Here is a 25,215-nt window from a genome sequence, read left to right as displayed (position 1 = left end):
AAAACGCCCAGTAAGCCGCTGATTCGCAAGCGTCTTTACGAAAATATCCCATGCCGCGCCCCCTCTCAGCCACGATTCATACCGCCGCACTTGCCAATAATCTTGCCGTCGCACGACGCTACGCGCCAAAGTCCAAAATATGGGCCGTCGTCAAGGCGAATGCATATGGACATGGCCTTGCGCGAGTATTTCCCGGCTTGCGCGCAACCGACGGCTTCGGATTGCTGGACCTCGAAGAAGCCGTGAAGTTGCGTGAATTGGGCTGGGCCGGGCCGATTCTTCTGCTCGAAGGCTTTTTTCGTCCGACCGACATCGACGTGATCGACCGCTATAGCCTGACGACCGCGCTGCATTCGGACGAACAGTTGCGCATGCTCGAAATGGCGCGTCTGTCCAAGCCCGTCAACATCCAGTTGAAGATGAACACCGGCATGAACCGGCTCGGCTACACGGTGGAGAAATTCCGCGCCGCGTGGGAGCGCGCGCGCGCCTGCCAGGGCGTCGGCCAGATCACGCTGATGACCCATTTCTCGGATGCCGACGGCGAGCGCGGCATCACCTATCAGATGGAAGCGTTCGAGCGCGGCGCGCAGGGCATCGCGGGCGCGCGCAGCCTCGCCAATTCGGCGGCTACGCTGTGGCATCCGGGCGCGCATTTCGACTGGGTGCGCCCGGGCATCATTCTGTACGGCGCGTCGCCGTCAGGCGTGACGGCCGCGATCGAAGGCACCGGGCTGCAGCCGGCGATGACGCTCGCCTCGGAACTGATCGCCGTGCAGATGCTCAATGAAGGCAGCACCGTCGGCTACGGCTCGGCGTTCAAGGCGCGCGGTGCGATGCGTATCGGGGTGGTCGCGTGCGGCTATGCGGACGGTTATCCGCGGGTCGCGCCGGAAGGCACGCCGGTGATCGTCGACGGCGTGCGCACGCGGGTCGTCGGACGCGTGTCGATGGACATGCTCACGGTCGATCTGACGCCGGTGCCGACCGCCAACGTCGGCTCGCGCGTCGAGTTGTGGGGCAACGCGCTGCCGATCGACGACGTCGCGCAGGTGTGCGGCACGATCGGCTACGAGCTGATGTGCGCGGTGGCGCCGCGTGTGCCGGTGCGGGCGGAGTGAGACGCGCAGTCGAGCGCGTGACGAGCGGCGCGTTGGGCGCTGTTGGCGGCCCGGTCGCGCACAGCGTGGCGAATCAGGTAGTGCGCGGCGCGAGGCCGTCGCGGGCGGCTGCGCCAGTTTGCGCCTCGCGATGCGGTGTCCCTGTTGCCGTCGTGCTTCGCTTTTTGCGGCGCCGGCTGCATTGGAATGTGCGCTGTTGCTTGCACCGCTGAGCGCACTGCCTGGTGCTCCGCATTGTGCGTCGCGCACTATGCCGCTGCGTGTCGCCGGATTCGCGGCTGCGGCTGGCACCCAGGCGCGGAGCCGGCCATCGACTGCATCAACCGCATCAATCGCATCAACCGCACCAGGCGCATCAACCAGATCAATCCTAAGAACAGCAACACAGGCAATCACGCGTGGCTAAACCGAAGACGTTGTACATCTGCAGTGAATGCGGCGGGCAATCGCCGAAATGGGCCGGGCAGTGCCCGTCATGCAATGCGTGGAACACGCTGGTCGAATCGGTCGCGGAAGCGCCGTCCACGCACCGTTTCCAGTCGCTCGCGAAGAGCGCGCCGGTGCGGCGTCTGGCCGATATCGACGCGTCCGACGTGCCGCGCTTCTCCACCGGCGTCAGCGAGTTCGATCGCGTGCTCGGCGGCGGTCTGGTGCCGGGCGGCGTGGTGCTGATCGGCGGCGATCCGGGCATCGGCAAATCGACGCTGCTGCTGCAATCGCTCGCCGAAATCGCCGCCGACAAACGCGCGCTCTACATCAGCGGCGAGGAGTCGGCCGCACAGATTGCGTTGCGCGCACAACGGCTCTCGTTGCTGGAGCCTGGCTCGAAGGCGAGCGAGCTGCAATTGCTCGCGGAAATCCAGCTCGAAAAAATTCAGGCGACGATCGCCGACCAGCGGCCCGACGTCGCGGTGATCGACTCGATCCAGACGGTCTATTCCGACGCGCTGACCTCCGCGCCGGGCTCGGTCGCGCAGGTGCGCGAGTGCGCGGCGCAATTGACGCGCATCGCCAAGCAGTCGGGCACCACGATCATCATGGTGGGCCACGTGACCAAGGAAGGCGCGCTGGCGGGGCCGCGCGTGCTGGAGCACATCGTCGATACGGTGTTGTACTTCGAGGGCGACACGCATTCGTCGTACCGCCTCGTGCGCGCGATCAAGAACCGCTTCGGCGCGGTCAACGAGCTCGGCGTGTTCGCGATGACCGAGCGCGGCCTGCGCGGCGTGGCGAATCCGTCGGCGCTGTTTCTGTCGCAGCATGAGCAGTCGGTGCCGGGCTCCTGCGTGCTGGTGACGCAGGAGGGCACGCGGCCGCTGCTGGTCGAAGTGCAGGCGCTGGTGGACGCGGCCAACGCGCCGAATCCGCGGCGGCTCGCGGTCGGCCTCGAGCAGAACCGGCTCGCGATGCTGCTGGCCGTGCTGCATCGGCATGCGGGGATCGCTTGTTTCGATCAGGACGTGTTCCTGAACGCGGTGGGCGGCGTGAAGATCACCGAGCCCGCCGCCGATCTGGCCGTGCTGCTCGCGATCCACTCGTCGATGCGCAACAAGCCACTGCCCAAGGGGCTCGTGGTGTTCGGCGAAGTCGGCCTCGCCGGCGAAATCCGGCCGTCGCCGCGCGGACAGGAGCGGCTCAAGGAAGCGGCCAAACTGGGCTTCTCGGTCGCGGTCATTCCGAAGGCCAACGCGCCGAAACAGCCGATCGAAGGCTTACAGGTCGTTGCGGTCGAACGGATCGAACAGGCGATCGACCGGGTCCGCACGCTCGAATAGACGGGGCTGCGGCGCATCAGGGCGGCAAGCGCGCCGTAATGCGCCGTAAATATCGCCGCATTGTCTGTAACCTGAATGGCATTTCTTTTTTCTAAGCTGCGAGGGCAACCATCCCTTCTGATGCTCGAAAAAGGATCGCGCCTTGAAACAGTCAATTGAAACCGTCGCCGAGCGGCCGATACAGGTGCGCGGCTGTCGCGTGTCCGCACCGATCCGCCAGCCATGGGGCGACGCGTGCCGGATCGTCGAGTGGATCGACACGGCGGGACAGATATCGCGGCGCGTGGTGGCCGAGGACGCCACGGCCGCCGAGGTCCGCGCCACGATCAACCGTCACGTCGAAGGCCGCAAGCACCTGCTGTACGACGACGAAAAGACGCCACGCCAGACGTTGCCGCGGCAGACGGCTGTGCGGCGCTGAGGGTAGGGTGGCGGTGCTCAGCAGCTAACGTGCCTCGCGCTAAGTGCTTCGCTGTCAACACCGCATCGGCTGAAACCAGCCGAACGAAGCCGTAGGCAGGCAGACGCTACCCCTTCAGGCCATCGACGGTATCCGCATCATCCGCATCGCCCTCGGGCTGCGCCGCGTACGCCTGCGGATCGAACAGCGGATGCCGCGCCGCTTCGGCCGCCGTCAACACCGGCGACACGCAGCAGTCGAGCGGCTCCAGCAGCAGCACCCAGTCCGCCAGCGCACGCGCGCCGATTACGTCGGCCAGCTCCCGCGTGAGCGCGTCCGCGTCCGGGCCGCCGATCGCCTGGCCAAGGCTCCAGTGGCGCGTCGCCCACTCGGGCCGGTCGAGCGCCATGCACAGCGTTTCCCAGAATTTCAGTTCGAGCGCGCCGACCGCGAGCCAGCGGTGATCGAGTGTGCGGTACAGGTTGTAGCACGGCACGCCGCCGTTCAGCAGACCGGCGCCGGGGGCCGGCGCAGCACCTTCGTTGGCGAGCGCGACTTGCGCGACGATGTTGTGCGCATGCGTGACATGCGTCATCGAGACGTCGACGAAGCGGCCCTCGCCGCCGCGCGACACATGCCATAACGCGGCGAGAATCTGCGTGACCGCGCTCAAGGCGCCGCCGAGCAGGTCGGCGATCTGGAAATTCGGCAGGATCGGCGAGCCGTCGCGGCTTGCCAGTTGGTCGAGTACGCCCGCATAGCCGATGTAGTTCAGATCATGGCCCGCGTGATCGACGAACGGCCCGCTCGCGCCATAGCCGCTGATCGCGCAGTAGACGAGCCGCGGATTGGCCGCGCGTAACGTGGCGTAGCCGATGCCGAGACGCTCCATCACGCCGGGCCGGAAGCTCTCGATCAGCACGTCCGCTTCCGCCGCGAGCGCACGCAACACATTGCGTCCCGCATCGGATTTGAGATCGAGGCGTGTCTCGCGCTTGCCGCGATTGACCATCCGGTAGAACGCGCCGGGCCGGCCGGCCACGCGGTCGCTCGACGATTGCATCATCGTGCGGGTGGGGTCGCCCGCGCCGGGGGCTTCAATTTTCAGCACGTCGGCACCGAGCTCGGCGAGCCGCAGCGCGGCCACCGGCCCCGGCAGCAGACGCGTCAGGTCGAGAACGCGCAGCCCCTGCAGCGCAGGCGGTACCGCTGTAGCCGATGACATGGATGATGCTGTCGCGGAAGACAAAGCCAACCTCTCGTCGGTGCCGGCGCGGACCGGAAACTGCGTGCCGCTAGCCGATTTGTTCGAGTTCCTCGTGAGTCTCGAGCCATTCGGCTTCGAGCGTTTCGAGGCGCGCGTTCACATCTGCCTGACGGCGGATCGCCTCCGTCAGTTTGTTTTTCTGCTCGGGTTCGTAGCTGGCCGGATCGACGACGAACGCATCCAGCGCCGCCTTCTCCGTGTTGAGCGCGTCCATTTCCTTTTCGATCTTCGTGATGCGGCTTTGCAGCGGCTTCTTCAGATACGCGAGCTTCTGCCGCGTTTCCGCTTCGAGGCGGCGCTGCTCCTTGCGATTCACGCCACTATCGGCGCCGCTGTCCGCGCCGCCGTTCGCGCCATTGGCCGCCGTGCCCGCCTTGAGCGCCGCGCGCTGCGCGGCCGCATGTTGCAGCAGCCAGTCGCGGTAGTCGTCGAGATCGCCGTCGAATTCAGTCAGACGGTGCTTCGCGACCAGCATGAACTGATCGGTGGTGGCTCGCAGCAGGTGGCGGTCGTGCGATACCAGAATCAGCGTGCCTTCGAATTGCGCGAGCGCCATGGTTAGCGCGTGCCGCGTTTCGAGATCGAGGTGGTTGGTCGGCTCGTCGAGCAACAGCAGGTTGGGCTTCTGCCAGATGATCAGCGCGAGCGCGAGGCGCGCCTTCTCGCCGCCCGAGAAAGGCGCGATCTTCGAGGTCGCCATCTCGCCGGAAAAATTGAAGCTGCCGAGGAAATCGCGCAGTTCCTGCTCGCGCGTGTCCGGCGCGAGACGCGCGAGGTGTTGCAGCGGGGTGTCGTCCGCGCGCAGCGTTTCGAGCTGATGCTGCGCGAAGTAGCCGATACGCAGCCCCTTGCCTTCGCGCACGCGGCCGCCGAGCGCTTCGAGCGTGCCGGCGAGCGTCTTGATCAACGTCGACTTGCCCTGGCCGTTCGCGCCGAGCAGGCCGATGCGCTGACCGTTCTGGATCGACAGCATCACGTGGTCGACGATCGGAATCTCGACGCCTTCTTCGCCGTGGTAACCGCAGCGCACGTCTTCCATCACCATCATCGGATTCGGCGCGGAGTCGGGCGCGCGGAACTCGAATGTGAACGGCGACGTTGCATGCGCCGGCGCGATCAGTTCCATCTTTTCGAGCGCCTTCACGCGGCTCTGCGCCTGGCGCGCCTTGGTGGCCTGCGCCTTGAAGCGGTTGATGTAGCTCTGCAGATGCGCGACCGTACGTTGCTGCTTTTCGTACGCGCTCTGTTGCAGCGCGATCTGCTGCGCGCGCAGCACTTCGAATTGCGAGTAGTTGCCGCCGTAGCGCTTGATCTGCTGTTGTTCGAGGTGCAGCGTGACGTTGCAGACCGAGTCGAGAAATTCGCGGTCGTGCGAGATCACGATCAGCGTGCCGGCATAGCGATGCAGCCAGTCTTCGAGCCAGACGATCGCGTCGAGGTCCAGGTGGTTGGTCGGTTCGTCGAGCAGCAGGAGATCGGAGCGGCACATCAGCGCCTGGGCGAGATTCAGCCGCATGCGCCAGCCGCCCGAAAAGCTGCTGACCGGCTCGCGCGTCTGTTCGAGCGTGAAGCCGAGGCCGAGCAGCAATGCTTCTGCGCGCGCGGGCGCGGTGTAGCCGTCGGCGTCCGCGAACGCGGCGTGCGCTTCGCCTTCGGCTGCGCCGTCGTGCGCGGCGGAGGCGGCGGCGATGCGCGCCTCGATCGCACGCAACGCGGCGTCGCCGTCGAGCGTGTAGTCGAGCGCGGTCTTGTCCGCGGCAGGCGTTTCCTGTGCGACGTGGGCGATGCGCCAGGTGGGCGGCATGGAAAAATCGCCGCCGTCCGCATGCAGTTCGCCGAGCAGCACGGCAAACAGCGTCGACTTGCCCGCGCCGTTCGCCCCCACGAGGCCGGCCTTTTCGCCGGGGTTGAGGGTGAACGTGGTGTTGTCGAAGAGCGGCTTGGTGCCGCGCGCGAGGCTGAACTGATTAAAGCGGATCACGACGAGGCCGGCTGAAGAAAACCGCTATTTTAGACTGCCCGGCGCGACACCGGGCGCTCAGCGGGGATCGGCCATTCGGACGACTGTTGTGGCGCGGCTTTTGGCATAGACTGACGGCTTTCACGGGGAGAGCACATGACATCGATTTATTCGTTTTCGGCACGCACGCTCGGCGGCGAGGAAGTGAGCCTCACGCAGTATCAAGGCAAGGTGTTGCTGATCGTCAATACGGCGAGCGAATGCGGATTCACGCCGCAGTATGCGGGCTTGCAAAAGCTGTATGACGCCTATGCCGCGCGCGGGCTCGCGGTGCTCGGTTTCCCATGCAACCAGTTCGGCAAGCAGGAGCCGGGCGACGCCGCGCAGATCGGCAGTTTCTGCGAAAAGAACTACGGCGTGACCTTTCCGATGTTCGACAAGATCGACGTGAATGGCGCGAACGCGCATCCGCTGTTTCGCTATCTGACGGGCGAGGCGCCGGGGTTGCTGGGGCTCGAGGCGATCAAGTGGAATTTCACCAAGTTTCTGATCGGCCGGGACGGCAATGTCGTGAAGCGCTATGCGCCGCTCACCAAGCCTGAAGCGATTACAGAGGATATCGAAAAGCTGTTGTGAGACGCTGAGGCGGTGGCGTGGCGCTTCCAGGACCCCTAGAGGATCGGTGAAAAAAGCCGCGCCACGTGCATTAGCACGCGCCGCAGCGCGCTCGCGTGCCGGTATTCGTTGCGATCGATTTCGAGCGACTCGGCGAAATCGTTCAGCAACATCGTTTCGACTTCCTGCGCGAAGCCGTGGTCCACGGTCAGCACCATGATCTCGAAGTTCAGCCGGAAAGAGCGGTTGTCGAGATTGGCGCTGCCGATCGCGGCGGCCACGCTGTCGATCAGGATGACCTTCTGATGCAGGAAGCCCGGCTGGTAGCGGAAGATGCGGATGCCCGCGCGCAGCGAGTCGTATGCATACAGCTTCGAAGCGGCGAATACCACCAGGTGGTCGCGCCGGCACGGAATCAGGATGCGCACGTCGACACCGCGCAGCACCGCGAGCCGCAGTGCCGAGAACACTGCTTCGTCGGGCACGAGGTAAGGCGTGGTGATCCAGACGCGCTCGCGCGCCGCATTGATCGCTTCGACGAAGAAGAGTGAACAGGTCTCCTGCTTGTCGGCCGGACCACTCGGCACGACGAGGCAGTGCATGCCTTCGTTCCTGGAAGGGTCGCCGGGTGTCGCTGCGGGCATAGCGAATTCAGGCAACTGTTGGGTGGCCCAGTGCCAGTCCTCGGTGAAGACGAATTGGATGCTCGCGACCGCCGGGCCGCGCACCTCGATATGCGTATCGCGCCACGGCGACAGTGGCGCCCTGCCGCCGAGATATTCGACGCCCACGTTATGGCCGCCGACAAACGCTCGCTCACCATCCACCGCAACGATCTTGCGGTGATTGCGGAAGTTCAGTTGCAGGCGGTTGACGAAACGGCGGTTGGTCGCAAACGGATGCATCTCGACTCCGCCCGCGCGCAGCGCCGCGACGTAGCGGTGCGGCAGATCGAAGCTGCCGATGCTGTCGTACAGGAAGTAGACGCGCACGCCCTGGCTGGCCTTGGCGATCAGCGCGTCCTTGAGCATCTCGCCGAGCGCGTCGTCGCGCACGATGAAGAACTGCACGATCACGTAGTGACGCGCGTTCCCGATCGCGTCGAAAATGGCCTCGAACGTTGCGGCGCCATTCACCAGCGTGCGCACGGAATTGCCCGGCAAAAACGGCATGCCGCCCAGACGCGTGAGCGAATGCGCAAACCTGCCGCCGAGCTGCTGCGTCGGCAATCCCGCCGACGAAGCCTGCGTACCCCATTCCGGTGGATGCGCACGCGTGCGCAGCAGTTCATTTTCGACGCGGCGCGCGTCCGCATAGCCGGCGAATTTGCTGCGCCCGAGGAAGAGGTAAGGGACCAGTGTCAGATAAGGCATCGCGACGAGCGACACGGCCCACGCAATCGCGCCTTGTGATGTGCGGGTGTTGAGAATCGCGTGACATGCCGCGATCACGCCGAGGATGTGGGCGAGAGCGACCAGCGGGCCGACGTGAAGCAGGTCGAATTGCATAAGCTCGCGAAGAGTTGGCGAAGCGGCGCGGCGCTACCCGCACCGCGCCTACACCACTAGCCGACGGAACCTCAGACTGGCAGATCCGCCGCCTGAATCAGAAACACGTTGTCGTCGCCGGCACTGGTCGACAGCCACACGAGATCCAGACCGCCAAACGCCGCTTCGACATGCGCGCGCTCGTTGCCGATCTCGACCACCAGCACGCCGTCTTCGGTCAGCCAGTTGCGTGCCTCGGCGATGATCCGACGCACGATGTCCATGCCGTCCGCGCCGCCCGCGAGCGCCATGTCCGGCTCGTGCTTGTATTCGGCGGGAAGTTCCTGCATCGACGCCGCGTTCACGTACGGCGGATTGCTGATGATCACGTCGTAGCGGCGCTCGGCGAGCGGCGCATACAGATCGCCTTCGAACAGCGCGATGCGGTCGTCGAGCTTGTAGTCCGTCACGTTGCGCGTCGCGACTTCGAGCGCGGGCGCCGACAGATCCACCGCGTCGATATCCGCGTTCGGGAACGCATGCGCCGCGAGAATCGCGAGGCATCCGGAGCCGGTGCACAGTTCCAGCACGGCGCTCACCTGTTCGGGATCTTCCACGTACGGTTGCAGACCGTCCTGCAGCAATTCGCCGATGAACGAACGCGGCACGATCACGCGCTCATCGACGTGGAAGCGAAAGCCGTGCATCCACGCTTCCTGCGTGATGTACGCGGCCGGCACGCGGTCGGCGGCGCGGCGCTCGATCACGTTCAGTACTGCGTCGATCTCGGCCGCGCTCAGGCGCGCGTCGAGAAACGGATCGAGCAGATCGAGCGGCAGATGCAGCGTGTGCAGGATCAGGTAGGCGGCTTCGTCGTACGCGTTGGCCGAGCCGTGGCCGAACGACAGCTCGGCCTGGTTAAAGCGCGACACCGCGAAACGCAGCAGGTCGCGGACAGTGGAAAACGGAAGCGTCATCGCGAATAGTCCTTGGTCAGGCGATCAGTTGTTCGAGCACGCGGCGATACACGTTCTTCAGCGGCTCGATGTGTGCGACTTCGATATGTTCGTCGATCTTGTGGATGCTGGCGTTCAGCGGGCCGAATTCGATCACCTGCTCGCAGATGCGCGCGATGAAGCGGCCGTCCGACGTGCCGCCGGTGGTCGACAGTTCGGTGGCCACGCCGGTTTCGTCCTTGATCGCCTTCGCGAGCGCGTTCGACAACTCGCCGCGCGGCGTCAGGAACGGCAGGCCGCTCACGTTCCATTGCAGATCGTATTCGAGGCCGTGTTTGTCGAGGATCGCATGCACCCGTGCCTGCAGACCTTCGACCGTGCTGGCCGTCGAGAAGCGGAAATTGAACATCACGTCCGCGTGGCCGGGGATCACGTTGGTCGCGCCGGTGCCGCTGTGGATGTTCGACACCTGCCACGTGGTGGGCGGGAAGTATTCGTTGCCGTCGTCCCAGCGTTCGGCCACCAGCTCGGCCAGCGCAGGCGCAAGCAGATGCACCGGATTCTTCGCCAGATGCGGATAGGCGATATGGCCTTGCACGCCTTTGACGATCAGCTTGCCCGACATCGAACCGCGCCGGCCGTTCTTCACCATATCGCCGAACTGCGCGCTCGACGTCGGTTCGCCGACGATGCAGTAGTCCATACGCTCGCCGCGCGCCTGCAACGCTTCGACGACCTTGACGGTGCCGTCGGTGGCCGGGCCTTCTTCGTCGCTCGTGATCAGGAACGCGATCGAGCCGCGATGTGCGGGGTGCGCCGCGACGAATTCCTCGCTCGCCACCACGAAGCCCGCGATCGACGCCTTCATGTCCGCCGCGCCGCGGCCGTACAGCTTGCCGTCGCGCCGGGTCGGCTCGAACGGCGCCGAGTGCCACTGTTCGAGCGGGCCGGTCGGCACCACGTCGGTGTGTCCTGCGAACGCGAGCAGTTTGCCCCTGGTGCCGTCGCCGCCGCGTTTGACGGCCCACAGGTTGGTCACGCCGTTCGATTCGATCGTCTCGTGCTCGAAGCCGAGCGCGGACAGGCGTTCGATCAGGAGGCGCTGGCAATGCTGGTCGTCGGGCGTGACGGACGCGCGCGCGATCAGTTGTTCGGTAAGTGCGAGGGTGCCGGACATGGATTCAATACGAGCCACTTTGAAATGAAAAAATGCCGGCTGGCGGTTGATCACCGCAGCCGGCAACAGCGTTTGATGCACGCGGCGTGTGCCGCGCTTACTGCTTGCTTTTGCTTACTCGTTCTACGTGCTGCGTTCAGTCACACGCTTCGGATCACGCGAACAGCGCCGCATACTCGTCCGCGGAAAAACCGAGCGACTTGACGCGCCCGTTGACCACCAGCACCGGGCGCTTGATCACCGACGGCTTGTGGATCATCAACGCGATCGCGCCCGGCTGCGTGTCCGCGGCCGCTTTCATGTCGTCGGACAGACCGCGCCACGTCGTGCCGCGACGGTTCAGCAACGCGTCGAGCTTCACGTCCTTCAGCCAGTCCTGCACGAGCGGCTCGGTCACGCCGGCCTTCTTGAAGTCGTGAAACTCGAACTCGACGCCGTGTTCTTCCAGCCACACGCGGGCCTTCTTCACGGTGTCGCAGTTCGGGATGCCATAGACGACGGTTTTCGTGCCGCGCGCCATCAATCGCCTCGCAGCAGCTCGTTCAGGCCGACCTTCGCGCGGGTCTTGGCGTCGACCTTCTTGACGATCACCGCGCAGTACAGGCTGTGCGAACCGTCCTTCGACGGCAGGTTGCCCGCCACCACCACCGAGCCCGCCGGAATGCGGCCGTACGTGACTTCGCCGGTTTCGCGGTCGTAAATCTTGGTGCTCTGGCCGAGGTACACGCCCATCGAGATCACCGAGTTCTCTTCGACGATCACGCCTTCGACCACTTCCGAGCGCGCGCCGATGAAGCAGTTGTCTTCGATGATGACCGGGTTCGCCTGCAGCGGCTCCAGCACGCCGCCGATGCCCACGCCGCCCGACAGGTGCACGTTCTTGCCGATCTGCGCGCACGAACCGACGGTGGCCCACGTGTCGACCATCGTGCCTTCGTCGACGTAGGCGCCGATGTTGGTGTACGACGGCATCAGCACGACGTTCTTCGCGATGAACGAGCCGCGGCGCGCGATCGCGGGCGGCACCACACGGAAGCCGCCGGCGGCGAAGTCTTCAGCGGTGTAGTTGGCGAACTTCGACGGCACCTTGTCGTAGAACTGGCTGTAGCCGCCGGCCGGCATCGGCGCGTTGTCTTCGAGGCGGAACGACAGCAGCACGGCTTTCTTCAGCCACTGATTGACGACCCAGTCGCCGTCCTTCTTTTCGGCGACGCGGAGCAGGCCCTTGTCCAGTTGCTCGATCGCGTGGGCGACGGCTTCGCGCACGTCGGCCGGAGCGGCCTTCGGCGACAGGTCGGCGCGGTTTTCCCAGGCGGTGTCAATGATCTGCTGAAGTTGTTGCGACATATGCGTGCTTTTCTGAAGAGTTGAAGTCTGAAGAGGGGATGCGATGCGCCGGGCGTTCGGTTGCGAGGTTCCGGGGTCCGGATGGCCTCGCGACACTCAACCGGCGAGCGCTCGGCAAAAATCGACGACCCGCTGCGCGCCCTCGGTGCATTCGTCGACGTCGGCGACGAGCGCGAGGCGCACGAAATTGCGGCCGGGATTCACGCCGTGCGCGGTACGCGCGAGGAACGAGCCTGGCAGAACCGTCACATTATAGTCGGCGTACAGGCGCCGGGCGAACTCGGTGTCCGACAGACCGGTGCGCGAGACGTCCGCCCACAGGTAGAACGCGGCGTCCGGCAGGCGCACGTCGAGCACCCCGGCGAGCATCGGCGTGACGGTGGAGAACTTCTGCACGTACTTCGCGCGGTTCTCGCGCACGTGCGTTTCGTCGTTCCACGCGGCGATGCTGGCGCTCTGGAACACCGTCGAGAGCGCCGCGCCGTGGTAGGTGCGGTACAGCAGGAAGGCCTTGAGGATCGCCGCGTCGCCGGCGACGAAGCCCGAGCGCATGCCCGGCACGTTCGAGCGCTTGGACAGGCTCGACAGCATCACCAGCCGCTCGAAGCCGCGGCCGAGCTTGTGCGCGGCTTCCAGGCCGCCGAGCGGCGGATTCGCTTCGTCGAAATAGATTTCCGAGTAGCACTCGTCCGACGCGATCACGAAACCATAGCGGTCCGACAGCGCGAACAGCTCGCGCCAGTCGTCGAGCGTGAGCACGGCGCCGGTCGGGTTGCCGGGTGAGCAGACGTACAGCAGTTGCGTGCGGGCCCAGATGTCGGCCGGCACGGCCGAGTAGTCGCACGCGAAGTTGCGCGCCGGATCGCTATTGACGAAGTACGGCTGCGCGCCGCCTAGCAGCGCCGCGCCTTCGTAGATTTGGTAGAACGGGTTCGGACAGAGTACGATCGCAGGTTCGCCGCCGGCGTTGCGCTGCGGGTCCAGCACCGTCTGGGCGAGCGCGAACAGCGCCTCGCGCGAGCCCGACACCGGCAGCACCTGGGTGGCCGGATCGAGCGGCGGCAGGTTGTAGCGCTGAGTGACCCAGTTCGCGATCGATTCGCGCAGTGCGGGCGTTCCGAGCGTGGCCGGATACGCGGCGAGGCCGCCGAGCGAGGCCACCACGGCGTCGCGGATCAGCGCGGGCGTGGGATGTTTCGGCTCGCCGATGCCGAAGCTGATGTGCGCGAGGCCGGCGGGCGGCGTAACGTCCTTGAAAAGGACGCGCAGCTTTTCGAACGGGTAGGACTGAAGGGAATCGAGTAGCGGGTTCACTGGGCGGATCGAGCCTGATCGAAGATGGGCGCAGATGGATACTGGAAGAAGCGCTGGAAGAAGCGCGGCACGCGCACCGGTGGCGCAGCCCGCTCAAGCGCGGGGCGGACCGGCCGGTAGCGTCGGCAAGCGGATGATTATAACGTGGCGCGCATGACGCGGCGGACAACGTGGCGGGCATCGCGAGGCGAGGGAAGGCGAGCTGGCCGGCAGGCGGCGCGCGGCCGATAAGCAGTCGTCAGGCAATCGGCGAGCAGTCGTCAGGCATGGCACGGCGGCGCGCGCCGCCAATTGCGGCTGCCTCCCCGCCATGTCGCGCAACACACCGCGCAGCAAACGAAAGACATCGCGCCGCCAGGCAGCGGCGCAACCCACCAGGCGGCGCAGCGAATGCGTTGCAGCGGGAACGACGCGAGCCGCACACGGTTCGCGCAAGAAAAGCAGCAGGAGCAGCAATGTACGCAGTAGTTCAGGAGACAGCCGCACGACGCGGACGGACACCCGCCGCATTCGTGGACGGCAAGACCGGGAGCCCCGCGCGATGACCCACTGGCTTCGCAACGGCTGGCCGACGCTCGCGATCATGCTGGGCGCATCGGTATGGGGGATGATCTGGTATCCGCTGCGCATGCTCGCGGCGCTCGGCGTCACCGGCACCGCGGCCAGCGCGCTGACAAGCGCCGCCGGCTGCCTGTTCGTGCTGCTGGTGCGCCATCGCGCGCTGAAGACGGTGCGCTGGCACTGGCTGCTGCCGACGCTCGCGCTGGCTGCGGGCGTCACCAATCTCGGCTTCGTTTGGGGCTCGATTCACGGCCAGGTGATGCGCGTGCTGCTGCTGTTCTATCTCACCCCGGCGTGGACCGCGCTCTTTGCGCACTTCATTCTGCACGAGCGGCTGACATGGGCGGGCGCGGGCCTCGCGGCGCTGTCGCTGGCCGGCGCGATGACCATGCTGTGGTCGCCGCAACTTGGCATTCCGCTGCCCGGCAATCTCGCCGAATGGGCGGGCCTCGCAGGCGGCATGGGCTTCGCGATGAGCAACGTGCTGATTCTCAAGACGAGCCGCGTGCTGCCGGACATGAAGCCGGAGATGCGCACCGCGACCATCTTCGGCGGCGCGGCGCTCTTCAGCGCCTGCGCGTCGCTGTTCGAAGCGATGCCCGCGCCGCCCACCGGCGCGCATCTGGGCACCGCCGCGTGGCTCGTGCTCGGGCTCGGTCTGCTGCTGGCGTCGAACAATATGCTGGTGCAGTACGGGCTCGCGCGCGTGCCGGCCAACCGCGCATCGATCATCATGCTGTTCGAGATCGTGGTCACCGCGTTGTCCGCGTGGCTGTTCGCCGGCGAGACGCCGGGCCCGCGCGAATGGGCCGGCGGCGTGTGCATCGTGCTGGCGTCGGCGCTGTCGAGTTGGGTGCATCGGAGCAAGGCCGTGCCGCCCGATCCGGCCACCGGGGACGCGAGCCTCGACGACGCGCGCGATGCCGGTCGCGACGACCATAAGGGCGGTAAGAATCGCCCGCGTGCGATGGTATGATTGCCCCTCATTGGCCGGCGCATGTCTGACCGCGTGCCGCCGGCGCCCGTGTCGCGATGGATCGCGGGCTGCTTCGCCTTAACGGCGAACGGCTCACGCGGCCTTCACGAGCCACTTATCATTTTCCCTTTTCAAACAGCGAAATCGCCGTGCGTCTGACCTCGATCAAACTCGCTGGCTTCAAGTCATTCGTCGATCCCACGCATTTCCAGGTCCCGGGCCAGCTGGTTGGCGTGGTGGGACCGAACGGGTGCGGCAAGTCCAACATCATCGATGCCGTGCGCTGGGTGCTCGGCGAATCGCGCGCCTCCGAGCTGCGCGGCGAATCGATGCAGGACGTGATCTTCAATGGCTCGACCGCGCGCAAGCCCGGCAGCCGCGCCAGCGTCGAACTCGTGTTCGACAACGCCGACGGCCGTGCCGCCGGCCAGTGGGGCCAGTATGCCGAAATCGCCGTGAAGCGCGTGCTCACGCGCGACGGCACGTCGAGCTACTACATCAACAATCTGCCGGCGCGCCGCCGCGACATCCAGGACATCTTCCTCGGCACCGGCCTCGGGCCGCGCGCGTATGCGATCATCGGCCAGGGCATGATCGCGCGCCTGATCGAGGCGAAGCCGGAAGAGCTGCGGGTGTTCCTCGAAGAAGCCGCCGGCGTGTCGAAGTACAAGGAACGCCGCCGCGAGACCGAGAACCGTCTGCACGACACGCGCGAGAATCTGACGCGGGTCGAGGACATCGTCCGCGAGCTGGGGACCAACCTCGAGAAGCTCGAAGGCCAGGCGGTGGTCGCCACGCGCTACAAGGAACTGCAGACCGACGGCGAAGAGAAGCAGCGTCTCTTGTGGCTGTTGCGCAAGAACGAAGCCGGCGGCGAGCAGGAACGCCAGCAACGCGCGATCGAACAGGCGCAGATCGACCTCGAGGCGCAAACCGCGAAGCTGCGTGAAGTCGAAGCGCAACTCGAAACGCTGCGGGTCGCGCATTACTCCGCGAGCGATGCGATGCAGGGCGCACAAGGCGCGCTGTACGAGGCGAACTCGGAAGTCAGCCGCCTCGAAGCCGAGATCAAGTTCATCGTCGAATCGCGCAACCGCGTGCAGGCGCAGATCGCCGCGCTGAGCGCGCAGCGCGAGCAGTGGCAGTCGCAAGCCGAAAAGGCGCAGGGCGACATCGAAGACGCCGAAGAGCAACTGGCCGTCGCCGAAGAAAAAGCCGCGCTCGCCGAAGACGAAGCCGCCGCGAAGCACGACGCGATGCCCGCGCTCGAAGCGCGTTGGCGCGATGCGCAAACGGAGCTGAACGCGGAGCGCGGGGGGATCGCGCAGACCGAACAGGCGTTGAAGCTCGAAGCCGCGCATCAGCGCAATGCCGATCAGCAGTTGCAGCAGCTGCAGCAGCGTCACGAGCGCCTGAAGCTGGAAGCGGGCGGCCTCGACGCGCCCGACGAAGCCCAGCTCGAAGACCTGCGCATGCAGCTCGCCGAGCACGAAGAGATTCTGCACGACGCGCAGGCGCGTCTCACCGACGCGCAGGAAACGCTGCCGCGTCTGGACGCCGAACGCCGCACCGCGCAGGAACGCGTGCAGGCCGAAAGCGCGCAGATTCATCAGCTCGACGCGCGCCTTGCCGCGCTCAAGCAGCTGCAGGAAAACGTTCAGACCGAAGGCAAGATCCAGCCGTGGCTCGACAAGCACGAACTGGGCGGCCTACCGCGTCTGTGGAAGAAGCTGCACGTCGAAGCCGGTTGGGAGACCGCGCTCGAAGCGGTGCTGCGCGAGCGCCTCGCGGCGCTCGAAGTGTCGAACCTCGACTGGGTCAAGGCGTTCGCCACCGACGCGCCGCCCGCCAAGCTCGCGTTCTACGCGCCGCCGGTCGCCGGTCAGCCGGCCGCCGCGCCGCCCGCGTTGAGGCCGCTGCTGTCGCTCGTGCGCATCGACGACGCGGGCATCCGCGCGGTGCTAACCGACTGGCTCGGCCTCGCATTCGTCGCCGACGACCTGCAGCAGGCGCTTGGCATGCGTTCGCAATTGCCGGAAGGCGGCTCGTTCGTCGTGAAGGCGGGGCATGTGGTGACGCGCGTCGGCGTGCAACTGTATGCAGCCGATTCCGAACAGGCCGGCATGCTGGCCCGGCAGCAGGAAATCGAAAACCTCGCGCGCCAGGTGCGCGCGCAGGCCTTGCTCGCGGATGAGGCGAAGGCCGCCGCGATCCGCGCCGAAGCCGCGCACACGCAAGCCGCGCAGGCGCTGACCGATGTGCGCCAGCAGGCCGAGCGCGCGACGCAGCGCGTGCACGCGCTGCAGATGGATGTGCTCAAGCTCACCCAGGCGCACGAGCGTTACACGCAGCGCAGCACGCAGATTCGCGAGGAGCTCGAAGAGATCACCGCGCAGATCGAAGAGCAGCGCGCGATGCGTGCGGAATCGGAGGCGAACTTCGAGCGGCACGACGGCGAACTGGCCGAACTGCAGGCGCGTTTCGAAGATCACCAACTGGCCTTCGAAGCGCTCGACGAAGAACTGACCACCGCACGCGGCCAGGCGCGCGACCTCGACCGTGGTGCCACCGACGCGCGCTTCGCCGCGCGCAACATGGCGAACCGTATCGACGAACTGAAGCGCAGCATCCAGGTCGCGCACGAGCAGAGCGAGCGTGTCGCGGCGTCGCTGGAAGACGCGCGCGCCGAGCTGGAGACGATCAACGAGCAGACCGCGCACACTGGCTTGCAGGACGCGCTCGACATCCGTTCGGTCAAGGAAGAGGCGCTGCACGCCGCGCGCCTCGAACTGGACGATCTGACCGCCAAGCTGCGCGCGGCCGACGAAACCCGCCTCGCCACCGAGCGCGCGCTGCAGCCGCTGCGCGAGCGCATCAACGAATTGCAGTTGAAGGAGCAGGCCGCGCGCCTGAACGGCGAGCAGTTCATCGAGCAGCTCGCGGCGGCGGGCGTCGACGAGGCGGAGTTGCAGGCCAAGCTCACGCCGGACATGAAGCCGTCGTATCTGCAAGGCGAAGTCACGCGCATCAACAACGCGATCGTCGCGCTCGGGCCGGTCAACATGGCCGCGCTCGATGAGCTGAAAGCGGCCACCGAGCGCAAGTTCTTCCTCGACTCGCAATCGGCCGACCTGACGAGCGCGATCGAAACGCTCGAAGACGCGATCCGCAAGATCGACGCCGAAACGCGCACGCTGCTGCAAGGCACCTTCGACGAAGTGAACCGTCATTTCGGCGAACTGTTCCCGCGTCTGTTCGGCGGCGGTCAGGCGAAGCTGATCATGACCGGCGACGAGATTCTCGACGCCGGCGTGCAGGTGATGGCGCAGCCCCCGGGCAAGAAGAATTCGACCATTCACCTGCTGTCGGGCGGCGAGAAAGCGCTGACCGCCACCGCGCTGGTGTTCGCGATGTTCCAGCTGAATCCGGCGCCGTTCTGTCTGCTCGACGAAGTGGACGCGCCGCTCGACGACGCCAACACTGAACGTTTCGCGAACCTCGTACGGGCGATGTCGGACAAAACCCAGTTCCTGTTCATCTCGCACAACAAGATCGCGATGGAAATGGCGCAACAGTTGATCGGTGTGACCATGCAGGAGCAGGGCGTGTCGCGCATCGTCGCGGTCGACATGGAAACGGCGGCCGGTTTCGCCCAGAATATCGTTTGAGTTAACGCCTTCGCGGGCGTCCGCGTTCAGCGCAGCGGCTTGCATGGCAGGCCGCGCGACACGTGGAGCGGGCGCATAGCCGCGCGGATAAAAGAATTGCTGATGGAGCATGCATGGACGAGTTGACACTCGGTTTGATCGGCGCGGGTGCCGTGGTGGTCGGGGGCGTGGTTGTGTACAACGCGTGGCAGAGCGCGAAGGTGCGTCGCAGGATGCCGCGCCCCATGCCGGCCGAGACCGCTGAAAGTTTCGCGCGGGACGATCAGGAGGAGCAGAGCCCGTTCATCGAACCGGCCCGGCCGACTACGCGCCGCGAACCGGTGGTGAATTCCGATGCGCCGACGGAAACGGCTGAGGCGCGCGTCGAGCCGACGTTCGGCGGCAGCCCCATCGCGCCGCTCGACACGCCGGCCGATATTCAGGCCGACACCGTCACGCCGAACGGCTTTCCGGAAGCCGAGGGCGTGGCCGAAGCGGAAGGCGAGCATGTTCATACGGCCGCGGCCGGTGAGGGCAAGCCGGCGCCGGCCGCCCATGACACCGCACGCGAGGACAACGAGCGGGCCGAACCGGTTCTGCCTGCCGCCACGACGATCTCGTCGGCGCCGCCGGCCATCGTCGATCGGCGGATCGACTGCATCGTGCCGATCCGTCTGAACGGCCCGGTTGCCGGCGACAAGGTGATTCCGCTCGCGCAGCGCCTGCGCCGCGCCGGCAGCAAGCCGGTGCATATCGAAGGCAAGCTCGAAGGCGGGGCGTGGGAGCTGCTGCAAAACGGCGCGCGCTATGAAGAATTGCGTGCGGCCGCGCAGCTCGCCAATCGCAGCGGCGCACTCAACGAGCTGGAGTTTTCGGAGTTCGTGACCGGGGTGCAGCAATTCGCCGACGCGCTCGATGCATCGCCGGAATTCCCGGACATGCTCGAAACGGTGGCAATGGCGCGCGAGCTCGACGGCTTCGCCGCGCAGTGCGATGCGCAACTGTCGATCAACGTGCTGTCCGACGGCGCGCCGTGGTCGGCGAACTACGTGCAGGCGGTGGCGTCGCAGGACGGCTTGCTGCTCTCGCGCGACGGCACGCGGTTCGTCAAGCTCGACGCTCGCCAGAGCCCGGTGTTCATGCTGCAGTTCGGCGACACCAACTTCCTGCGCGACGACCTCACCTACAAGGGCGGCCAGATGATCACGCTGGTGCTCGACGTGCCGGTCGCCGACGAAGACATCCTGCCGTTCCGGCTGATGTGCGACTACGCGAAATCGCTGGCTGAGCGCATCGGCGGACGGGTGGTCGACGACGGCCGCCGTCCGTTGCCGGAAAGCGCGCTGCTCGCGATCGAGAAGCAGTTGATGACGCTCTACGCGAAACTCGAACAGGCCGGGATTCCGGCAGGGTCGCCGGCCACCCGGCGCCTGTTCAGCCAGTAACCCGCACGGTTTTCCGGTGTCTCGACGGCCGCACGATGTGCGGCCGTCGTCGTTTGGCGCGCTGCGTCCGCGTGGCGCGACGCAGCGCGCGAGCGCCTGCCGGTACCGGCGCCCAGCGAACCCGCAGTGAACCCCCGCTATCATCCCGCCGCCACGCTAAAACAAGCCCCGTATGCAGCCCATTCGGCCGATGTAAAGGGGCACGCTTCCTGCGATAATCGAATGTCCGAATTTCATCAAGAACCGTCAGAGAGCATGGCCAGAACTTCCGTCTCCCCCTCAGCAACCAGCGCTCCGGCCGAGCGCGCCGTATGGCTGCGCGCGGAACTCGAACGCGCGAACTACGCGTACTACGTGCTCGACCAGCCGGAGCTTCCCGACGCCGAATACGACAAGCTGTTCAAGGAACTGGAGCGCATCGAGACGGAGCATCCGGATCTGATCGTGCCGGATTCGCCCACCCAGCGCGTGGGCGGCGAGGCGGCGAGCGGCTTCGAGCAGGTCGTGCACGACCAGCCCATGCTGTCGCTGAACAACGGTTTCGCCGATGAAGACATCGTCGCGTTCGACAAACGCGTCGGCGACGCGCTCGGCAAGAACGCGAGCGAGCCGCCGGTCCCGGTCGATTACGCGGCGGAGTTGAAATTCGACGGCCTCGCCATCTCGTTGCGTTACGTCGACGGCGTGTTCGTGCAGGCGTCCACACGCGGCGATGGCACCACCGGCGAGAACGTCACCGAAAACGTCCGCACGATCCGCTCCATTCCGCTCAAGCTCAAAGGCAAGCGCGTGCCGCACGTGCTCGACGTACGTGGCGAAGTGCTGATGTTCAAACGCGATTTCGAACGCCTGAACGAGCGCCAGCGCGCGGCCGAGCAGAAGGAATTCGCCAATCCGCGTAACGCGGCGGCGGGCAGTTTGCGGCAGCTCGATTCGAAGATCACCGCGCAGCGGCCGCTGTCGTTTTTCGCCTATGGCATCGGCGTGCTCGACGGGATCGAAATGCCGGCCACGCATAGCGAACTGCTCGACTGGTACAAGGAGCTCGGCTTGCCGGTGAACGGCGAGCGGGCGGTGGTGCAGGGCGCGGACGGCTTGCTGGGTTTCTTCCACGCGGTCGGCGAGAAGCGCGACACGCTGCCGTACGATATCGATGGCGTGGTCTACAAGGTCAACCGGCGCGACGAGCAGGACGCGCTCGGCTTCGTGTCGCGCGCGCCGCGTTTTGCGCTCGCGCACAAGTTTCCCGCGCAGGAAGCGTTGACCCGGCTCGTCGCGATCGACGTGCAGGTCGGCCGCACCGGCGCGATCACGCCGGTGGCGCGCCTCGAGCCGGTGTTCGTCGGCGGCGCGACGGTCACCAATGCCACACTGCATAACGAAGACGAAGTGCGCCGCAAGGACATCCGCATCGGCGACACGGTGATCGTGCGGCGCGCCGGCGACGTGATTCCCGAAGTGGTGAGCGCGCTGCTCGAGCGCCGCCCGGCCGACGCCCGCGAGTTCGTGATGCCGACCCAGTGCCCGGTGTGCGGCTCGAACATCGAGCGACTGCCCGACGAGGCGATTGCACGCTGTACCGGCGGGCTTTTTTGTCCGGCGCAGCGCAAGCAGGCGCTGTGGCACTTCGCGCAGCGGCGCGCGCTCGATATCGACGGGCTCGGCGAAAAAATCATCGATCAACTGGTCGAACAGAATCTGGTGCGCACGCCGGCCGATCTGTTCAACCTCGGCTTCGCGACGCTCGCGGAACTCGACCGCTTCGCCGACAAGTCCGCGCAGAACCTGCTCGATTCGCTCGAAAAGGCCAAGCACACCACGCTGGCGCGCTTTATTTACGCGCTCGGCATCCGTCATGTGGGCGAATCGACGGCGAAAGATCTGGCCAAACATTTCGGTTCGCTGACGCCGATCATGGACGCGTCGGTCGAGGCGCTGCTGGAAGTCAACGACGTGGGGCCGGTGGTCGCCGAATCGCTGCATCAGTTCTTCGCTGAAGAGCACAACCGCACGGTGATCGAGCAACTGCGCGCGCCGGGCAAGGTCACATGGGCGGAAGGTCCGCCCGCGCCGAAGGCGCCGCAAGGCGTGCTGGCCGGCAAGACCGTGGTGTTGACCGGCACGCTGCCGAACCTGTCGCGCGAAACGGCGAAGGAAATGCTCGAAGCCGCCGGCGCTAAAGTGGCGGGGTCCGTGTCGAAGAAAACGGATTATGTGGTCGCGGGAGCCGACGCCGGCAGCAAGTTGGCGAAAGCCGAGGAACTCGGCATCCCCGTACTCGACGAAGATGGTATGCATCAGCTCCTGGAGGGGCAGTTATGATCCGCGAAATTCTCAAGATGGGCGATCCGCGTCTGCTGCGTATTGCCGATCCGGTCGATCACTTCGACACGCCCGAACTGCATGAACTCGTCAAGGACATGTTCGAGACCATGCATGACGCAGACGGCGCGGGCCTCGCCGCGCCGCAGATCGGCGTCAATCTGCAGGTGGTGATCTTCGGCTTCGGCAAGAACGAGCGCTATCCGGATGCGCCGCCGGTGCCGGAAACGGTGCTGATCAATCCGACCATCACGCCTGTCTCGCTCGATATGGAGGAAGGCTGGGAAGGCTGTTTGTCGGTGCCGGGCCTGCGCGGCGCGGTGAGCCGCTTTTCGATGATCAAGTATCACGGCTTCGATCAGTACGGTAAGCCGATCGACCGGGTGGCAGAGGGCTTTCACGCGCGCGTCGTGCAGCATGAATGCGATCACCTGATCGGCAAGCTGTATCCGATGCGGATCAACGATTTCGCGAAGTTCGGTTTCACCGAAGTGCTGTTCCCGGATATGGATCCGAATAGCGATGATTGACGTGGTGGCGATGTGCGTTGCGCGGTGGGTGCGCGCAACGCACTGCGGCCGCGGTGAGCCGCATCGGCGCCGGCAATAAAAAACCCACGCATCTGCGTGGGTTTTTTATTGGGTCGCGCCGGTCCTGACTCTTCGCTCCTCGCTCAGACAGGCGCTCGCGGCATCATCAGAACGACTCGTCCGCCGACAGATAGCGCCACTGTCCCGGCGGCAGCGCGCCAAGCATCACGCGACCCATCCGCACGCGCTTCAGGCCGATCACTTCGAGGCCGACCAGTTCGCACATCCGGCGAATCTGGCGCTTCTTGCCTTCGCGCAGCACGAAACGCAACTGCTCGCCGTTTTGCCACTCCACCTGCGCCGGTTTCAGCGGCACGTCGTCGAGCGACAGGCCGTGGCGCAGCAGTTCGAGGCTTGCGGGCGGGAAGTGGCTTTCGACGTCGACAGTGTGCTCGCCGTAAGCCACGCGCACCAGATACTCCTTGTCGATCTCCGAATGGCCGCCGATCAACTGCTTGGCGACGCGGCCGTCCTGCGTCAACACCAGCAGGCCTGTCGAGTCGATGTCGAGGCGGCCGGCAGGCGCGAGCTGGCGCAGATGCGCGACCGAGAAGCGGATCTCCGAATGGTCGCCGTCCCAGCGATTCTCCGGCGTGACCAGCGTGATGGCCGGCTGATAGCCGTCTTCCGCCTGGCCCGAGACCAGACCGACAGGCTTGTGAATCAGCACCGTCACCTGGCTCGCTTGCGCGGCTTCGGCGGCGGGGTCGATCTCGATGCGCTGATCCGGACGAACCTTGGTGCCGAGCGTGTCGACGCGCTCGCCATCCACCAGTACCCAGCCTTTTTCGATCCACTCGTCGGCTTCGCGGCGCGAGCACAGGCCGAGTTCGGACATCAGTTTCGACAGACGCAGCATGCCCGGCGCGTCTTCGTAATCGCGACGCGGGGTGCGCGGGGCCGCATCGGCGCCGCTCTCGGCGTCACGGCGCTCGGCGCGTGCCGCTGAAGCCGGGCCGCGTGGCTTGTCGGCGCGTGCAGGGCGGTCGTTGCCGAAACGGCGGGGCGCGGACGGCAGGGTTTTGTCGACGCTGCGTGCCGGGCGTTCGCTGCGCTCACCATTGCGCGGCGGGCGGTCGCTGAATTCGCGTTTGGCCGGCGCCCGCTCGGTGCGGTCGCCGCGGTCGTTGCGGTCATCGCGCGGTGCGCGTGCCGGACGGTCCGAGCGGTCAGCGTAGCCGCTTTTTACGGGGCTGGCGAAGCTGCGTCCGGATGAGCCGCGCTCGCCTTCGAAGCGACGCGGCGCGCTGTCGCTACGCGGTCCCCGGTCGCTCCGGTCGCTGTTGCGGCGCTCTTGCGGAGCGCCACGGTCGTTGCCGAAACGGGGGCGATCGGATGCGTCACGCTCGCGGCGCTCCGGACGTTCGGCGCGCGGGCCAGCATTCGACGGTCGGTCTGCGCCCGGGCGCGAACCGCTGAACGGACGGCGTTCGCCGTCGTCACGGCGCGGGGGCCGGTCGCCAAAACTGCGCGGGGCGCGTTCGCCGCGATCACCCGTGCCTTCGGAGCGCCGGGGTGCACGTTCGCTGCGGTCACCGGCGCCTTCGAAGCGGCGGGGTGCGCGTTCGCCGCGGTCACCTGCACCTTCGAAACGGCGAGGTGCGCGTTCGCCACGCTCACCAGCAGCGCCTTCGAAGCGGCGGGGTGCGCGTTCACCACGGTCACCAGCACCTTCGAAGCGGCGAGGCGCGCGTTCACCACGATCACCAGCACCTTCGAAGCGGCGGGGTGCGCGTTCACCACGGTCACCTGCACCTTCGAAGCGGCGAGGCGCGCGTTCACCACGATCACCCGCACCTTCGAAACGGCGCGGTGCGCGTTCACCACGGTCACCTGCACCTTCGAAGCGGCGAGGCGCGCGTTCACCACGATCACCAGCACCTTCGAAACGGCGAGGCGCGCGTTCACCGCGATCACCTGCACCTTCGAAACGGCGAGGCGCGCGTTCACCACGATCACCTGCACCTTCAAAGCGGCGGGGTGCGCGTTCACCGCGATCACCCCCTGCGCCTTCACGGCGCGGCGGCCGATCCGATGTCGTCCTGCGCGGCGCACCTTCGGCACCCGCGTCCCGCGAGCGCGCAAACGACCCTTCCGCACGCGGCCCACGCGCACCGCCACCCGTCGGCTTACCACCCACGGGCCGCTTGCCGCCACCCGCTGCGCCAGCGCCTTCGCCCCGCGCCCCGCTGGAACCCGCCATCGACGGCTTCGGTGCCGCCGGACGCGTCGGCTTACGTGCCGACGTGCTACCG

Annotated in this window: 18 protein-coding genes; 9 read left to right on the top strand and 9 right to left on the bottom strand. The window is 66.3% G+C overall.

The window, feature by feature from the left end; all coding sequences use genetic code 11:
• The first annotated feature begins 50 nt into the window (after window positions 1-50).
• The 3 genes from alr (at window position 51) to ACZ9H4_RS20745 (ending at window position 3,317) form a co-directional block, all read left to right on the top strand.
• Window positions 51-1,121 carry an alanine racemase gene (alr, locus tag ACZ9H4_RS20755; RefSeq protein WP_408144178.1) on the top strand — a complete coding sequence of 357 codons (1,071 nt, stop codon included), beginning with the start codon at window positions 51-53 and terminating at the stop codon, window positions 1,119-1,121.
• A 398-nt stretch (window positions 1,122-1,519) separates the two neighbouring features.
• On the top strand, window positions 1,520-2,896 hold the full coding sequence (gene radA / locus ACZ9H4_RS20750; protein ID WP_132373910.1) for a DNA repair protein RadA: 1,377 nt from the start codon (window positions 1,520-1,522) through the stop codon (window positions 2,894-2,896).
• Window positions 2,897-3,038: 142 nt separating this feature from the next.
• A complete protein-coding gene (locus ACZ9H4_RS20745) occupies window positions 3,039-3,317 on the top strand; it encodes a DUF2866 domain-containing protein (protein WP_408144181.1) in 279 nt (92 codons plus the stop codon).
• 106 nt (window positions 3,318-3,423) lie between these two features.
• Here ACZ9H4_RS20745 and ACZ9H4_RS20740 read toward each other — a convergent pair whose 3' ends face one another.
• Window positions 3,424-4,521 (bottom strand): CaiB/BaiF CoA transferase family protein, encoded by a 1,098-nt coding sequence (locus ACZ9H4_RS20740; protein WP_476120608.1) that lies wholly within the window; start codon window positions 4,519-4,521, stop codon window positions 3,424-3,426.
• Between the two features lie 70 nt (window positions 4,522-4,591).
• Window positions 4,592-6,544, bottom strand: a complete 1,953-nt coding sequence (locus ACZ9H4_RS20735) for an ATP-binding cassette domain-containing protein (protein ID WP_476120606.1) — start codon at window positions 6,542-6,544, stop codon at window positions 4,592-4,594.
• 135 nt (window positions 6,545-6,679) lie between these two features.
• Between ACZ9H4_RS20735 and ACZ9H4_RS20730 the strand changes: the two genes are divergently transcribed.
• On the top strand, window positions 6,680-7,159 hold the full coding sequence (locus tag ACZ9H4_RS20730; protein ID WP_408144187.1) for a glutathione peroxidase: 480 nt from the start codon (window positions 6,680-6,682) through the stop codon (window positions 7,157-7,159).
• Between the two features lie 35 nt (window positions 7,160-7,194).
• On the opposite strand, the gene cls is transcribed toward ACZ9H4_RS20730, so the two are convergent.
• The 6 genes from cls to dapC form a co-directional block, all read right to left on the bottom strand.
• Window positions 7,195-8,646 (bottom strand): cardiolipin synthase, encoded by a 1,452-nt coding sequence (gene cls, locus ACZ9H4_RS20725; RefSeq protein ID WP_408144189.1) that lies wholly within the window; start codon window positions 8,644-8,646, stop codon window positions 7,195-7,197.
• A gap of 71 nt (window positions 8,647-8,717) precedes the next feature.
• The gene (gene prmB / locus ACZ9H4_RS20720; protein ID WP_408144191.1) at window positions 8,718-9,602 is read right to left on the bottom strand and encodes a 50S ribosomal protein L3 N(5)-glutamine methyltransferase; all 885 of its coding nucleotides are present in this window, start codon (window positions 9,600-9,602) and stop codon (window positions 8,718-8,720) included.
• A gap of 16 nt (window positions 9,603-9,618) precedes the next feature.
• Window positions 9,619-10,758 (bottom strand): succinyl-diaminopimelate desuccinylase, encoded by a 1,140-nt coding sequence (gene dapE / locus ACZ9H4_RS20715; RefSeq protein ID WP_476120603.1) that lies wholly within the window; start codon window positions 10,756-10,758, stop codon window positions 9,619-9,621.
• Window positions 10,759-10,912: 154 nt separating this feature from the next.
• Window positions 10,913-11,278: an ArsC family reductase gene (locus tag ACZ9H4_RS20710; protein WP_006053008.1), complete on the bottom strand. Its 366-nt coding sequence runs from the start codon at window positions 11,276-11,278 to the stop codon at window positions 10,913-10,915.
• A complete protein-coding gene (dapD, locus tag ACZ9H4_RS20705; protein ID WP_476120600.1) occupies window positions 11,278-12,105 on the bottom strand; it encodes a 2,3,4,5-tetrahydropyridine-2,6-dicarboxylate N-succinyltransferase in 828 nt (275 codons plus the stop codon). The genes ACZ9H4_RS20710 and dapD overlap by 1 nt, the downstream gene beginning before the upstream one ends.
• A gap of 96 nt (window positions 12,106-12,201) precedes the next feature.
• Window positions 12,202-13,419, bottom strand: a complete 1,218-nt coding sequence (gene dapC, locus ACZ9H4_RS20700) for a succinyldiaminopimelate transaminase (protein ID WP_476120598.1) — start codon at window positions 13,417-13,419, stop codon at window positions 12,202-12,204.
• Between the two features lie 541 nt (window positions 13,420-13,960).
• Between dapC and ACZ9H4_RS20695 the strand changes: the two genes are divergently transcribed.
• The 5 genes from ACZ9H4_RS20695 to def all read left to right on the top strand — a co-directional run bounded on the left by ACZ9H4_RS20695 (window position 13,961) and on the right by def (window position 22,900).
• The gene (locus ACZ9H4_RS20695; protein WP_408144197.1) at window positions 13,961-14,956 is read left to right on the top strand and encodes a DMT family transporter; all 996 of its coding nucleotides are present in this window, start codon (window positions 13,961-13,963) and stop codon (window positions 14,954-14,956) included.
• A 149-nt stretch (window positions 14,957-15,105) separates the two neighbouring features.
• Window positions 15,106-18,624: a chromosome segregation protein SMC gene (gene smc / locus ACZ9H4_RS20690; protein WP_476120596.1), complete on the top strand. Its 3,519-nt coding sequence runs from the start codon at window positions 15,106-15,108 to the stop codon at window positions 18,622-18,624.
• Between the two features lie 113 nt (window positions 18,625-18,737).
• Complete coding sequence (locus ACZ9H4_RS20685; protein ID WP_408157102.1) at window positions 18,738-20,048, top strand: cell division protein ZipA C-terminal FtsZ-binding domain-containing protein; 1,311 nt, start codon at window positions 18,738-18,740, stop codon at window positions 20,046-20,048.
• A 255-nt stretch (window positions 20,049-20,303) separates the two neighbouring features.
• A complete protein-coding gene (ligA, locus tag ACZ9H4_RS20680; protein WP_408149157.1) occupies window positions 20,304-22,370 on the top strand; it encodes an NAD-dependent DNA ligase LigA in 2,067 nt (688 codons plus the stop codon).
• The gene (gene def, locus ACZ9H4_RS20675; RefSeq protein WP_408157104.1) at window positions 22,367-22,900 is read left to right on the top strand and encodes a peptide deformylase; all 534 of its coding nucleotides are present in this window, start codon (window positions 22,367-22,369) and stop codon (window positions 22,898-22,900) included. The genes ligA and def overlap by 4 nt, the downstream gene beginning before the upstream one ends.
• A gap of 166 nt (window positions 22,901-23,066) precedes the next feature.
• On the opposite strand, the gene ACZ9H4_RS20670 is transcribed toward def, so the two are convergent.
• A complete protein-coding gene (locus ACZ9H4_RS20670) occupies window positions 23,067-25,163 on the bottom strand; it encodes a pseudouridine synthase (RefSeq protein ID WP_476120593.1) in 2,097 nt (698 codons plus the stop codon).
• Window positions 25,164-25,215: the final 52 nt, after the last annotated feature.

Source organism: Paraburkholderia sp. TE9906, assembly GCF_056279605.1.
Note: the sequence above shows the minus strand (reverse complement) of the source record. Positions and strands in the feature narration are given on the sequence as shown.